The 14,507-nt window shown below is 68.0% G+C and carries 8 protein-coding genes; 3 read left to right on the top strand and 5 right to left on the bottom strand.

The genetic code is table 11. The features are described 5' to 3' along the window. Positions 1 to 98 precede the first annotated feature (98 nt). Complete coding sequence (locus RAMLITH_RS13045) at positions 99 to 2,477, top strand: adenylate/guanylate cyclase domain-containing protein (protein WP_168107862.1); 2,379 nt, start codon at positions 99 to 101, stop codon at positions 2,475 to 2,477. Between the two features lie 104 nt (positions 2,478 to 2,581). Here RAMLITH_RS13045 and RAMLITH_RS13040 read toward each other — a convergent pair whose 3' ends face one another. Next, a complete protein-coding gene (locus RAMLITH_RS13040; RefSeq protein WP_168107861.1) occupies positions 2,582 to 5,068 on the bottom strand; it encodes a glycoside hydrolase family 5 protein in 2,487 nt (828 codons plus the stop codon). 172 nt (positions 5,069 to 5,240) lie between these two features. Here RAMLITH_RS13040 and RAMLITH_RS13035 point away from each other — a divergent pair, with 172 nt between their 5' ends. Next, on the top strand, positions 5,241 to 7,880 hold the full coding sequence (locus tag RAMLITH_RS13035) for an Ig-like domain-containing domain (RefSeq protein WP_168107860.1): 2,640 nt from the start codon (positions 5,241 to 5,243) through the stop codon (positions 7,878 to 7,880). A gap of 21 nt (positions 7,881 to 7,901) precedes the next feature. Here RAMLITH_RS13035 and RAMLITH_RS13030 read toward each other — a convergent pair whose 3' ends face one another. Beyond that, positions 7,902 to 8,081 (bottom strand): DUF1059 domain-containing protein, encoded by a 180-nt coding sequence (locus RAMLITH_RS13030; protein ID WP_168107859.1) that lies wholly within the window; start codon positions 8,079 to 8,081, stop codon positions 7,902 to 7,904. A gap of 124 nt (positions 8,082 to 8,205) precedes the next feature. On the opposite strand from RAMLITH_RS13030, the gene RAMLITH_RS13025 reads away from it, so the two are divergent. Beyond that, complete coding sequence (locus RAMLITH_RS13025; RefSeq protein ID WP_168107858.1) at positions 8,206 to 8,943, top strand: AfsR/SARP family transcriptional regulator; 738 nt, start codon at positions 8,206 to 8,208, stop codon at positions 8,941 to 8,943. 40 nt (positions 8,944 to 8,983) lie between these two features. On the opposite strand, the gene RAMLITH_RS13020 is transcribed toward RAMLITH_RS13025, so the two are convergent. The 3 genes from RAMLITH_RS13020 to dnaA all read right to left on the bottom strand — a co-directional run bounded on the left by RAMLITH_RS13020 (position 8,984) and on the right by dnaA (position 14,442). After that, positions 8,984 to 11,593, bottom strand: coding sequence for a DNA gyrase subunit B (locus RAMLITH_RS13020; RefSeq protein ID WP_420376913.1), 2,610 nt, complete (start codon positions 11,591 to 11,593; stop codon positions 8,984 to 8,986). Positions 11,594 to 11,786: 193 nt separating this feature from the next. Then, the gene (gene dnaN, locus RAMLITH_RS13015) at positions 11,787 to 12,893 is read right to left on the bottom strand and encodes a DNA polymerase III subunit beta (RefSeq protein ID WP_168107856.1); all 1,107 of its coding nucleotides are present in this window, start codon (positions 12,891 to 12,893) and stop codon (positions 11,787 to 11,789) included. Positions 12,894 to 13,029: 136 nt separating this feature from the next. Then, on the bottom strand, positions 13,030 to 14,442 hold the full coding sequence (gene dnaA, locus RAMLITH_RS13010; protein WP_168107855.1) for a chromosomal replication initiator protein DnaA: 1,413 nt from the start codon (positions 14,440 to 14,442) through the stop codon (positions 13,030 to 13,032). Positions 14,443 to 14,507 lie beyond the last annotated feature (65 nt).

Raw genomic sequence — 14,507 nt, 5'->3', positions numbered from 1 at the left:
TGCGGCGGCCCATGGCGCGTGTGCCCGCTCTTGACCGGCATCAATGCGCGCCAGCCAATCCAAGCGCAAACATGCGCCCAAACCGCGTGGAGCCCGCCATGAACCGTGAGACCTCTTCGCTTACCGGTGCGCCCACGCTGATGGCGGTGGTGTTCACCGATGTGGTGGGCTATTCGGCGAGGATGCAGCAAGACGAGTCCGACACCATTCGGCTCGTGCAGTTGGACTTCGAGGAGATGCGCCGCTGTTGTGCAAAGCACGGCGGGCGTTGTCTGAACACCATGGGTGACGGAATGATGCTCGCCTTCACCAGCGCCGCCGACGCGGTCGCATTTGCGCTGGAAGTGCAAGACCTGTTTGCCCACCGCGACCCGCAAGCGAACGGGCACCCATCGCTGCAGCATCGTATAGGCGTGCACCTGGGCGACGTGTTCCGTCTCGAGTCCGGGCAACTCGCAGGCGACGGCGTCAACGTCGCGGCGCGGCTGGAAACTGCCGCGCCGCCGGGCGGCATCTGCATCAGCCAGGCGGTGCATGACATCGTCAAGGGCAAGCTGGCGTTGGGAGCGACCTTTGCCGGGGAGCGAACTTTCAAGAACATCGCCACGCCGGTGCGCGTGTGGCACGTGCACGTTGTCGGCCGCGCGAAACTGGCACGGCGCCTGCAGTCGCACTTCAGCGCGCAGCGACGCAAGCTGGTGGCCGCGGGGGCCGCCGCCATGGTCGCCGCTTCGAGTCTCGCGTGGTGGCAGTGGCGCTCCGCTCGGAGCTCCCCGGATCGCACGCTCGCCGTGCTCCCGTTTACCAATCTCAGCGACGACAAGGACGCGGCGTATTTCGCGGACGGTGTGCACGAAGATCTGCTCACGCAGCTGGCGATGCTGCGCGACCTGAAGGTGGTGTCGCGCACTTCGGTGCTGGAGTACCGGGGCCGCACAAGGAGCATGCGCCAGATCGCAAGCGAACTCGGCGTCGCGGCCCTGGTGGAAGGCAGCGTCCGTCGCGCCGGCAACATCATCCGCGTGACGGCGCAGCTCATAGATGCACGCGCCGACCGCCACTTGTGGGCGCGCCGGTACGACCGCGAGCTGAAGGACATCTTTGCCGTCCAGAGCGAACTCGCCGCCGATATAGCGGGAGCCCTGCAGGTATCGTTGAGCGGGCAGGAACGGGAGCGCCTCGCACGGATGCCGACCCGGAGCGCCGAGGCATACGACCTCTATCTGCGCCATCAGGCGCTGCTGGCGGCCGCCTGGGGGCTGCGGCCAGTGTCGGGGCATCCCGAGCGGCTCGACCTCCTGCAGCGCGCCGTGTCGATCGATCCGTCGTTTGCGCTCGCCTGGGCCCGGTTGGGAGCGGAGCACGCGAGGGCATATTCGAACGGCATCGACTGGAGCGAAGCACGCCGTGAACTCGCGCACTACGCGGTCGGCCGCGCGCTGGCACTCGCTCCGACAGAGCCGCTGGTGAAGCTGGAAGAAGGCTATGTGGCCTTTCGGGTGTTTCATGACCATGAGCGCGCAACCCGCGCATACAAGGCCGTGCTCGCAATCGCACCGAACAACGCCGACGCCCTGTACGGGCTGGCGTTCGTCGAGCGGGACCGAGGCCATGGCGCCGAGACGGTGAAACTGCTGGATCGCGCGATCGCTTTCGACAGCCGCAATGCGCTGGTCTTGTGGGCTCTCGCCAGGACCTACGCCGAGTACCGCCAGTATGAAAAAGGCCAGGCGTATCGCCGCCGGTTGGTGGAGTTGCGACCAGGTGATCCGGTCCTCGAAAGCGGCTACGCCTTGGTCGAGTACTGGCGAACCGGTCGGTGGGACGCTTACGAGCAGTGGCTGGCGCGCCAACCCGAAGGCGCCGAACGGCGCCTGACCGGAGTCCGCTGGATGGAGACCCGACGCGCGGCGTTGGAGGGCGACTTCGCGACAGCGCTGCGGCTGCTCGAACAGGACTCGGCCGATTTCGATCCATCGAGGTCGGTCTCAGGCCGGATCGAAAAGCTGAGCATGCTCGCGGTCGCCTCGAAAGCAGCCGGCGATCTGGCAAAGGCTCATCGCCTCGCAAAGCAACTGCTCGCGGAAGTCGAGCCGCGTTCGGCAGAGCTTCCGGACAGATCATCGTTGTGGCTCGAAAAGGCACTCATGTACGCCGTATTGGGCGATCGCGATGCGGCCTTCGCCGCGCATCGGCGAGCCCTGGCCATCGCCGAGCGGACGCCCGAGAGGGACGAGAAGGAATACGTGCGGCGCAGCGCGTTGGATCTGCACGCGCTCCTTGGCGACAAGGACGCCGCGATCGCGGATTTCGCGCGCCAAGTGCGGCTGCCAGGGTTCTGGGTTCACGAGCAGAAGACGAATCTCGCGCTCGCTTCCCTCTTTTCCGATCCACGGTTCCAGGCGATCGTGGATGACCCAGCCAGCAACGCTCCGCTGCCGCTCGAGATGCATATCGACGGCCAGTTGCCCAAGTAGCTTGGCGTGGAGTCGACGCCCGCGGGGTTCCTGCGCTGCGCAGCGCTTCCCATGCATTGATGCAGACGTTCAGACTGGGCGAACTGCTGGTGCACCGCCTCGGTTCACATCCCCGCCATGCTCCCCACGTACCGTTCCAGCACCTGCAGTTCCGCCACCGTGGGCGTCCCCTTGCCGGTGATGACGCAGAACAGGTAGCCGCCGAACCCGTCGCGGGGAAACCACTGCAGGAAGCCGGAGGCCAGCAGCATCTGGTCGTTGCCGTACTCGTGCGCGACGAAGGTGCGGCTGCCGCTGCCCTGGGTCGCGGAGTTCACGCGCAACTGCTGCGATCCCGGCCTGGACAGGCACGAGATCACCGCGGGCACGTTGGGCGCGAGCGCGCCGGCGCCGGTGAGCGCGACGGACTCGCCTGCTGAATCGATCCAGCGCGCCATCGGACGGCCGGCGGAGATGCCGAGCTCCGTCGCATAGGCGTTCTCGCCGCTCGATGCCTGGAAGATGAGCCCGGTCGTTGCGCCGGGCACGGCGACCGCGGCCACCACGAAGTGGGGCTCGTGGATGTGGTACGGCACGACGTTGCGCGCGCGCGGCTGCATTTCAGGCACGCGCCAGCTCTTGCGGCACCACAGGCCGAAGCTGTTCCAGGCCGTGACGTCGAGGCACTTGCGGCCGTTCAGCGTGCGCATGACCGGCAGCGCGAACGTGTTCATGTCGCCGTCCGTGTTGAACCAGTTGAGCATCTCCATGGCGTTGCCGGCGCCGGAGCCGTAGCCCGAGTCGGCCACCGCGCGCACCGGCTGTCCTTCCGCGGCCGGCACGCCCTGCACGAAGTCGGTGTGCGCGTCGTCCATGCCCCACTTGCACGCGGCGTACTTCGCCACGATCGCGAGCGCGGCATCCGCGAGGTTCGTGCTCGCATACGCCACCGGATCGGCCAACGAGAACACCTTGCGCGGCGGCGGCACGTTGGGCGCCGACGAACTGCCGTACGTGAGCGTGGCGACGGTGTTGGGCGGCGGCGTGAACGTGTAGCTGTCCTGGCCGTTGGCGCCCGCCGGGAGCGTGAGCGTGCTCTTGCTGAAGCTGCCGCCGTTGCTGGAGGCGACGTTGATCGTGGCCGGTGCGGCCAGGGCGCCGCGTGCGTACACCGTGATCGTCACGCTGCTGCCGGCAGGCGCCCAGCCGCCGCCGTCGTCGAAGACGGTGGCCTTGGCGACACCGGCCACCGCCTTCATCGGCCCGGACTGCTGCGGCTCCAGCGTCTTGTGCTGGTGCCAGCCGACCACGTGGTGCAGCGGGCGGTTGCGGTACGACCAGTGGTTGCCGCCGGCCCAGCTGTAGATCTCCACGCCGTTGGCGCGGGCGTACTCCAGCAGGTTCAGCCACGACTGCTGCCAGCGCGGATCGTCGGCCGGCATGCCGGTCTCGGTCAGTGCCAGCTTCAGGGCGCGCGGCTGGGCCACTGCCACGCCCTGCTGCAGGCGCTTGACGCCGGTCTGGGCGTCGATCGGCGCCGCGCCCACGCCGGCCTGGTAGCCCTTGGCGGCCTCCAGGTCCCAGTCGACGCCGTTGCCGCTGCTGAACGAATCGAGGTAGCCGTGCACCTCGTAGATGACCCTGGGAGCGTCCACCGGCCAGCCGGGGTTGCTGGTGCCCAGCGTCCACGCCGAATTCCAGTCGTTGCCGCCCAGGTAGATCGGCGTGTCGGCATCGACGGCGCGGATCGCCCGGATCGCCGCCTTGGCGTAGGTCGGCCAGATCGTGAGGTCCTGGCCCCAGCCTTCGAAGGCTTCCACGGTCTGGCCCGGCTTGGGCATGTAGTACGGCTCGTTCATCATCCCGTAGCCGCCCAGGCCCGGATGGCCCTTCCACCGCGCCGCCAGGCGCGACATGAAGTCGACGTAGTGCGCCACCGTCAGCGTGGCCCCGGGCGCCAGCGACATGATCCGCGTGCGCACCTGCGAGGGATCCGTGGTGTACGCATGCACCAGCGGATACGGCCTGGCCAGCCCGATGACCGAGCCGTCGGGCTGGTAGACGAAGTCCTTGTACCGGCAGTAGTTGTGCACGTCGATGAGGCACTTGATGCCGGCGGCCGCGTGCGAATCGAGCACCTGCGTGATGTAGTTCGCGTAGCCGGGGTGGAAGTCGCCCGGATTGCCGAGTACCGCGCGGGTGGCCGCGTTCGCGTTGGTGTCGAACAGGATCGGCTGCAGCAGTTCCCAGCGGATCGGCAGCCGCGAACTGCGGTAGCCGTTGGCGGCCAGCCAGTCGATGTCGGCGCGGCGCGGCACGGTGAAGTCCACGTTGGGCAGCGTGCCCGCGCCCTGCCGCACCATCACGCCGCCTTCCATGCTGACGAGGTTCGTCCCGATCACGAACCCGTTGCCCAGCGGCGCCGAATGCGGCACGACCGCCCCGCCCGGCACGGCGGCTGGTGTCGGAGCCGCCGGCGGCGGCGCGCTGCCGCTCGCATCGACGGCCGGTGCGCCCGCCGCCGGTGCCGCGGCGTCCCCGCCACCTCCGCATCCGCCCAGCGCCGCGGCCGCGCCGGTGGCGACCGCCAGGTTGAAATCACGTCGCTGCATGGATCGACCTTTCCTCTCGCGCACGGCGCTGCAGGCCCGTGCGCCAGCTTCCGACCCAGTATGGAAGCCGTCCGCACAGCCGTCAGCCGCCCGAACGGACTATTGCGCGCGCGACGCACGCACTTCTAGAGTAGACGTAGGGTCATCCTGCTTACATGGAGGCGATGCGAACATGGCGGCGACGAACACGTGGATCGATGCTGGCGACGTGCGCATCACCGGCGAAGGACTGCAGCAGGCCCCGGCGTCCGCGGCGCTGGCGGGCGGCGGCTCGATCGTTGTCTGGATCGATGCGAACGGTGACGGCGAGGTGCACGGCCAGCGCCTGGATGCCGCTGGTAACAAAGTCGGCGGCAGGCTGCTGCTCAGCCAGGGTCCGGCCGCCGGCATCCCGGACGTGGTCGGCGTGGCCGACGGCGGCTTCGTGGTGGTGTGGGATTCGCGCCTGGACCCGTTCGCGCCCACTAGTTACCTCGCGCAACGCTTCGACGCCGGCGGGACGCCGATCGGCGGCCGCGTCCAGGCCAACACGCTGCCGAACTTCGATCCCGCGGCGGCCGTCGACGTCACCGCGCTGGCGGGCGGCGGATTCGTCGTGCAGTGGTGGCAGGACCCGGGCGGTGCGACGTCCTGGGGGCCGTCCATCCAGGTCTGCGACGCCACCGGCGCACCCCGGGGCGGCAACCTCCGGCTCGGCTACGAAGGCGACGGCACGCCGTTCGGCGCCGGTACCTACATCCACGACGCCTCGGTCGCCCCCACCGCTGACGGCGGCTTCGTCGTGGCCTGGGCCACCACCCAGGTGCTGGTCGGCGCCGGGACCATCGACCACGTGTACCTCCAGCGGTTCGATGCCGGCGGCGGCGCGCTCGCCGGGCCGGTCGAGGCGTTCGCCCATCCGGGTTCCGTCCTGAGCGTGGACGGCGTGCAGGCGACGGTGCTGCCCGGCAGCGGCGACGTGGTGATCTCCGCGCGGGGCGTGCTGCCGGACGGCCGCAGCGAGCTGACGGCGCAGCGATTCAACGCCGACGGCCAGGCACTCTCCGGACCCCAGGCCGTGGTGTCCGCGGCGGCGGTGCTTGACTCGAAGGTGACGGCACTGGCGGACGACGGCTTCGTGCTGTCGTGGATGGACTCGGCCATCATGCCGGACCTCAAGCAGCAGCAGACGGTGTACGCGCAACTGCTCGATGCGTCGGGTGCGCTCGTGGGCGCCCGGATCCTGGTTGGCACGTCGCAGGCGACCCTGACCCACTACACCGTCAATGCGACGGCGGACGGCGGCGTGGAGTTCGCCTGGGATGACGGGCGCGGCGATGGCGGCGACGTGTTCAGCAGCAAGTTCACGCCGTCGGTCAGCGGTGACCACGTCCTCCCGACGGTAGTGGCGTTCTCCCCGGCCGACGAGGCGCGTGACGTCGCGGTCGACGCCAACATCGTGGCGACCTTTTCCGAGGCGATCCAGCGTGGCACCGGCACCATCGTGCTGCAGGACTCGGCCGGCCGCGTGCTCGCCGCGTACGATGCCGCGACCAGTTCCAACATCAGGATCTCGGGCGCGACGCTCACGATCGATCCCGGTTCCAGCCTGCAACCGGCCACCGGCTACGCCGTCGTTCTTGCATCCGGCAGTGTGATCGATCTCGCCGGCAACCCGTACGCCGGCACGTCCAGCTACAACTTCACGACGACGGGCGCCGCGCCTGCGCCGAACCCGGCGTCGCCGACGCCGATCGACTTCTTCCCGGTACCGGGCAGCAGCACGATGCCGCCCGACTGGAACCTCGCCATCACCTTCAGCGAGGCGGTCAAGGCAGGCTCGGGAACCATCACGCTGCAGACGGCGACCGGCGCCGTGGTGCAGACGTTCGTCACGGCCAGCGACGCCGGCATCCAGTTCAGTGGAGCGAGCCTGATCATCAACCCCGCGGCCGACCTGCTGCCGGGAACGACGTACCGGCTGGTCGCGAGCGCCGACGCGGTGCGGGACCTCGACGGCAACCCGTACGCCGGCGAGAGTGGCTACAGCTTCACGACGGCGGGCGCCGCGCCTGGCCCTGCACCTGCGCCGAACCCGTCGTCGCCGGTGCCGATCGACTTCTTCCCGGTACCGGGCAGCAGCACGATGCCGCCGGACTGGAGCCTCGGCATCACCTTCAACGAGGCGGTCAAGGCAGGCTCCGGAACCATCACGCTGCAGACGGCGACCGGCGCCGTGGTGCAGACGTTCGTCACGGCCAGCGACGCCGGCATCCAGTTCTCCGGCGCGAGCCTGGTGATCAACCCGGCGGCCGACCTGCTGCCGGGAACGACGTACCGGCTGGTCGCGAGCCCCGATGCGGTGCGCGACCTCGACGGCAACCCGTACGCCGGCGAGAGCGGCTACAGCTTCACGACGGCGGGCGCCGCGCCTGCGCCGAACCCGTCGTCGCCGGTGCCGATCGACTTCTTCCCGGTACCGGGCAGCAGCACGATGCCGCCGGACTGGAGCCTCGGCATCACCTTCAACGAGGCGGTCAAGGCAGGCTCGGGAAGCATCACGCTGCAGACGGCCGCCGGCGCGGTGGTTCAGACGTTCGTCACCGCGAGCGATCCGGGAATCCAGTTCTCCGGCTCGAGCCTGATCATCAACCCCGCGGCCGACCTGCTGCCGGGAACGACGTACCAGCTGGTCGCGAGTCCCGACGCGGTGCGCGACCTCGATGACAACCCGTACGCCGGCGAGAGCGGCTACAGCTTCACCACGGCGGGCAGCCAGGTCGCGACGCTGGTGGAACTGGTGGGCACGGGCGACATCGCACAAGCGGCATAGCGCGGCCGCCCATGTGACGGCTCAGCCTTGCGTCGCGGGGGTCAGGTCTTCTTCCGCCATGGCGAGGATGTCCTCGCGCGTGAGCTTGCCCACCAGCTCCGGATGGTCGCGATTGACGTGGTCGCTGGCTGCGGCGACGAGTTCGTCGTCATCGCGGCCGCGCACGACCTGGCCGCACTCGCAATTGATCAGCTTGCCCATGGTGTCTCCTGTTGATCGCGATGAAGGGGTGCGTATGATGCGCCCGGTAGTCGCGACGAACCTTGGTGAAACCTTGGACAGCCCACGAGCATGCGGGGAGACACGCATCCATCTGTGCGGACGCATGACGGTCCGCATCCTTGGCTCACGGCTTGAACAGGACCTGCCCGGTCGCCAGGGCCGTGTCCTGTTCGCGTACCTGGCGGCCCATCGGCAGCGCCTCGTTGCCCGCGGCGAGTTGCTCGATGTGCTCTGGCCCGACGAGGCGCCTGGCGCAGCCGAATCGGGCCTGGCTGCGCTGCTGGCCAAGTTGCGTCGCGTGCTCGGCGCAGGGGCCCTGGAAGGAAAACACGACCTCCGGCTGGTGCTGCCAGCCGACGCGTGGGTGGACCTGGAAGCGGCCCGCGAAAGTCTTCATCGCGCGGAATCCGCCATCGGCGTGCGCGATTGGGGCCGCGCCTGGGGCCCGGCGCGCGTGACCATGCACATCGCTGCCCGCTCCTTCCTGCCCGGTTGCCAGGCGCCGTGGGTCGAGCCCGTGCGGCGCGAATTGCAGCACTGCCTGCTGCGCGCCCATGAGTGCGTCGCGGTCAGCAGCCTGGGTCTCGGTGGATCGGAGCTCGCAACGGCGGATCGCGCGGCCACCAGGCTCGTCGAACTCGCGCCGCTGCGCGAGACCGGATACCGGCTGCTGATGCAGGTCGCCGCGGCGCGGGGCGACGTCGCGGAGGCGCTGTCGGTGTACGAGCAGTTGCGCGTGGTGCTGCGCGAGGAACTCGGCGCGTCCCCCGGCCCGCTCGTCCAGGCGTTGCACCGGCAACTGCTGCGAGGCAACGACCCGTCAGCAGTTTCTGCCGGCTAGGGGAGGATTGCGCTGCGTCGTACGCGAATGCGAGCGAACGTCACACGTCGATGTTCGCCGCCCGCAGCGCATTCGTCTCGATGAAGTCCCGGCGCGGCTCCACGTCGTCGCCCATCAGCATCGTGAACACGCGGTCGGCCTCGATCGCGTCGTCGATCTGCACGCGCAGCAGGCGGCGCACGTTGGGATCCATCGTCGTTTCCCACAGCTGCTCGGGGTTCATCTCGCCCAGGCCCTTGTAGCGCTGGCGGGCGGTGGTGCGTTCGGCTTCGCCGATCAGCCAGCGCATCGCCTGGCGGAAGTCGCCCACGCGTTCTTCCTTCGCCTTCTCGCCTTCGCCGCGCACCACGCGGGCGCCTTCGTGCAGCAGGCCGCGGAACGTGCTGGCCGCTTCGGCCAGGGCCGCGTAGTCGGCGCCGTGGACGAAGTCCTGCGTGATCACGCTGCTCTTGACGTTGCCGTGGTGGCGGCGGCTGATGCGCAGCACCGGCTTGTCGGTGCGCGCGTCGAACTCGCCCGCCACTTCGGCCGGCGCCTGGTTGCTGGCGCGATCGAGCTCCTGCAACTTGGCCTGCAGGGCGACGGCCGACCGCTCGGCGTCGGCCACGGTGTCGAGGTTGAGGCTGACGCCGTCGGCGATGGCGCGCAGCGCCTCGGCGTCCATGTAGCCGGCCAGCCGGTTGATCACGGCCTCGGCCACCTGGTGCTTGCGCGCCAGCTCGGCCAGCGTGTCGCCGGCGATGACGGTGGCGTTCTCCCCGCCGGTGTGCACGCTCGCGCCGTTCAGGGCGATGCGCAGCAGGAAGCGATCGAGCTCGGAGCCGTCCTTCAGGTACAGCTCCTCCTTGCCCGACTTCACCTTGTACAGCGGCGGCTGCGCGATGTAGATGTGGCCGCGCTCCACCAGCTCGGGCATCTGGCGGTAGAAGAACGTCAGCAGCAGCGTGCGGATGTGCGCGCCGTCGACGTCGGCGTCGGTCATGATGATGATGCGGTGGTAGCGCAGCTTGGCGACGTTGAAGTCGTCGGCGCCCGAGTTGCTGCCGCCATGGCCGTTGCCATTCCCGTTGCCGTTGCCATTCCCGTCGCCTCGGCTGCCACTGCCGCTGGCATTGCCGATGCCGGTGCCCAGCGCCGTGATCAGCGTCAGGATTTCATTGCTGGTGAGCAGTTTCTCGTAGCGCGCCTTCTCCACGTTCAGGATCTTGCCGCGCAGCGGCAGGATCGCCTGGAACTTGCGGTCGCGGCCCTGCTTGGCGCTGCCGCCGGCGGAGTCGCCCTCCACGATGTAGATCTCGCACAGCGCCGGGTCCTTCTCCTGGCAGTCGGCCAGCTTGCCGGGCAGGCCCATGCCGTCCAGCACCCCCTTGCGCCGGGTCATCTCGCGCGCCTTGCGGGCCGCTTCACGCGCCCGCGCCGCCTCGATGATCTTGCCGACGATGATCTTGGCGTCCTGCGGGCGCTCCTGCAGGTAGTCGCCCAGCGTGCGCGCCACCACGTCCTCCACCGGTCCGCGCACTTCGCTCGATACCAGCTTGTCCTTGGTCTGGCTGGAGAACTTGGGCTCGGGCACCTTGACGCTCAGCACGCAGGTGAGGCCCTCGCGCATGTCGTCGCCGGTCACCTCCACCTTGGCCTTCTTGGCCATCTCGTTTTCTTCGATGTACTTGTTGATCACGCGCGTCATCGCCGCGCGCAGGCCCGTGAGGTGGGTGCCGCCGTCGCGCTGGGGAATGTTGTTGGTGAAACAGAGGACTTGCTCGTTGTAGCCGCTGTTCCACTGCATGGCCACTTCGACGCCGATGTTCGTGTTCTGGTCGCTCTGGCGGTCGCCCACGGCGTGGAACACGTTGGGGTGCAGCACCTGCTTGCCCTTGTTGATGAAGCCGACGAAGCCCTTGACGCCGCCGGCGCCCGAGAAGTCGTCTTCCTTGCCGGTGCGCTCGTCCAGCAGGCGGATGCGCACGCCGTTGTTCAGGAACGAGAGCTCGCGCAGCCGCTTGGACAGGATCTCGTAATGGAAATCGTTGTTTTCCTTGAAGATGTCGGTGTTGTCCGGCAGGAAGTGCACCTCGGTGCCGCGCTTGTCGGTGTCGCCGAGCACCTGCATCGGCGAGACCTCCACCGGGCCGTCGGGAGTCTGTACCGTCTCCACGATCCTGTTCTGCACGAAGCCGCGCGAGAACTCCAGCACGTGCACCTTGCCTTCGCGCCGCACCGTCAGGCGCAGCATCTTGGACAGGGCGTTGACGCAGCTCACGCCCACGCCGTGCAGGCCGCCCGAGACCTTGTAGCTGTTCTGGTTGAACTTGCCGCCGGCGTGCAGCTCGGTCAGCGCGATCTCGGCGGCCGAGCGCTTGGGCTCGTGCTTGTCGTCCATCTTGATGCCGGTCGGGATGCCGCGGCCGTTGTCGACGACGGAAATCGAGTTGTCGGTGTGGATGGTGACGACGATGTCGTCGCAGTGGCCGGCCAGCGCCTCGTCGATCGAGTTGTCGACCACCTCGAAGACCAGGTGGTGCAGGCCGGTGCCGTCGGACGTGTCCCCGATGTACATGCCCGGGCGCTTGCGCACCGCCTCCAGGCCTTCCAGGATCTGGATCGCGCCCTCGCCGTAGCCTTCGCTGGCGCCGGCCTGGTGGGCGTCGATGGCCGGCTGGAAGTTGGAGCTTTCCTCGCCGCCGGCACCCACGTGCACCTGGTTCTGCTGGTTCTCTTCGGACATAGATACTTCGCTTCCCTGCAAACTCGCGCTTCTCTCAACGCTCTCAATGGACCGAACCCGCCAGGACGGCGGGTCGGCCAGGCAACGGACGCGGCTGGTGCGCCGCGTTTTCGTCCGCTCAAATCCTCATCGGCATCACCACGTACTTGAAGGAGTCGTTCTCGGGGATGGTGATCAGCGCCGAGCTGTTGGAATCGGCCAGTTCCATCTTCACCATCTCGTTGTCCATGTTGGCCAGCGCGTCGATCAGGTAGCTCACGTTGAAGCCGATCTCGATCGAGTCGCCGCCGTAGTCGATGTCCAGCTCGTCGACGGCCTCTTCCTGTTCCGCGTTGTTGGACGCGACGCGCAGCGTGCCGGGCTCGATGTTCAGGCGCACGCCCTTGAACTTCTCGCTGGTCAGGATGGCGGTGCGCTGCAGGCTGGCCAGCAGCGGCGCGCGGCCCAGCGTCACCGAGTTCTTGTGGTTCTTGGGGATGACGCGGTTGTAGTCGGGGAACTTGCCTTCGACCAGCTTGGTGACGAACTCCATGCCGCCGAAGCTGAACTTGGCCTGGTTGCCGGCGAACTGCATCTCGATCGCGCCTTCGGCGTCGGACAGCAGGCGCTGCAGCTCCAGCACCGTCTTGCGCGGCAGGATCACTTCCTGGCGCGGCACTTCGACGTCGAGCGCCGCGGTGGCGAACGCGAGGCGGTGGCCGTCGGTGGCGACCAGGCTCAGCTGCTTGCCCTCGGCGACGAACAGGATGCCGTTGAGGTAGTAGCGGATGTCGTGCACCGCCATCGCGAAGGACACCTGGTCCAGCAGCTGCTTGAGCGTCTTCTGCGGCACGCTGAACACCGGCCCGAACGACGCGGCTTCCTGCACCAGCGGGAAGTCCTCGGCCGGCAGCGTCTGCAGCGTGAAGCGGCTCTTGCCGCCCTTGAGCAGCAGCTTGCTCTGGCTCGATTCGAGCGACACCGTCTGGTCGCTCGGCATGGTGCGCAGGATGTCGATCAGCTTGCGCGCGCCCACCGTCGTGGTGAAGCTGCCGCCGTCGCCGCCGAGTTCGGCCGTGGTCCGGATCTGGATCTCGAGGTCGCTGGTCGTCAGCTGCACCGAGCCGCCGGTCTTGCGGATCAGCACGTTCGCGAGGATCGGCAGCGTGTGGCGGCGCTCGACGATGCCGGCCACCGACTGCAGCACCGAGAGCAGTTTTTCTTGTGTTGCCTTCAGGACGATCATGTCAACCTCTTTGCTTCTTTCTTGGTTCAAACTGGCATTCGCCGGGCCAGGCCGCGCCCACTGTGGACAACCGCCATTTTCCCCTTTTTCATCAGGCACTTGCCGCGGCGGAACGGGCCCGCGGCGGCGCCTGCCCTCACCCCTTCAGCGTCTGCTCCAGCACGTGCAGCTGCTGGTTCAGCTCGGTCATCTGCTGGCGCTCGCCGCCGATCTTGCGCACGGCGTGCAGCACCGTCGTGTGGTCGCGGCCGCCGAACAGCTCGCCGATCTCGGGCAGGCTTTTCTGGGTCAGCTCCTTGGCCAGGTACATCGCGATCTGGCGCGGCCGGGCGATCGAGGCCGGGCGCTTCTTGCTGTACATGTCGGCGACCTTGATCTTGTAGTAGTCGGCCACCGTCTTCTGGATGTTCTCCACCGAGATCTGCCGGTTCTGGATCGACAGCAGGTCGCGCAATGCCTCGCGCGCCAGCTGGATCGAGATCTCCTTCTGGTTGAAGCGCGAATAGGCCAGGATCTTGCGCAGCGCGCCTTCGAGCTCGCGCACGTTCGAGCGGACGTTCTTGGCCACGAAGAAGGCCACTTCCTCGGGCATCTCGGCGCTTTCGGCCCGCGCCTTGTTGATCAGGATCGCCACCCGCATTTCCAGCTCGGGCGGCTCGATGGCCACCGTCAGGCCGGAATCGAAGCGCGAGATCAGCCGCTCGTGGATGTCCGCCAGCCCCTTGGGGTAGGTGTCGCTGGTCATCACGATGTGGCTCTTCTTGGCCAGCAGGGCCTCGAAGGCGTTGAAGAACTCCTCCTGGGTGCGGTCCTTGTTGGCGAAGAACTGGACGTCGTCGATCAGCAGCAGGTCCAGCGAGTGGTAGCGCTCCTTGAACTCGTCGAAGGTCTTGCGCTGGTAGGCCTTGACCACATCGGACACGAACTGCTCGGCATGGATGTAGAGAACTTTGCTGCCCGGCTTGTCGGCCAGCAGCTTGTTGCCCACCGCGTGGACCAGGTGGGTCTTGCCCAGCCCGACCCCGCCATAGATGAACAGCGGGTTGTACAGGTGCCCCGGCGTGCCCGACACGTGCATGGCCGCGGCCCGCGCCATCCGGTTGGCCGAGCCCTCCACCAGGGTGTCGAAGGTCAGGGCCGTGTTCAGGCGGTTCTTGAAGGCCGCGGCCCCCGGGTCCTCGCTCAGCTCGGGCGGCTCCGGCGCCCGCATGACGTCCACCGCGGCCGGCGTAGCGTAAGTCCTGGCAACGGGATCGCGCGGAGCGAGCGCTAACTCAAGGTGGACCGGCTGACCGTAGAGCTTTTCCAGGAGCGCGCCGATGCGGCCCGAATACTGGGCCCGCACCCAGTCCAGCTTGAACCGGTTGGCGACGAAGATCGTGACCTTGGAGAGGTCGTCGGACACCTGGGCCACGAGGGGCTTGATCCAGGTGTTGTACTGCTGCTCGGGGAGTTCCTGTGCCAGCTGTTCCAGGCACGCCTGCCACAGGCTGTCCCCGGCGGTCTGGCGTGCTTGCGCCGCCAGATTGTTGTGCTGCCCCTCACTCATTGTGGCTGCCGCCTCTGTGGATAGTTTTCATTCTGGGAGCCGGTGATTCTAATTTATCAAGCCCT

It is taken from the genome of Ramlibacter lithotrophicus, from assembly GCF_012184415.1.
Classification (GTDB): Bacteria; Pseudomonadota; Gammaproteobacteria; order Burkholderiales; family Burkholderiaceae_C; genus Ramlibacter; species Ramlibacter lithotrophicus.
The sequence above is the reverse complement of the archived record's forward strand: the minus strand, read 5'-3'. Positions and strand labels throughout refer to the sequence as shown.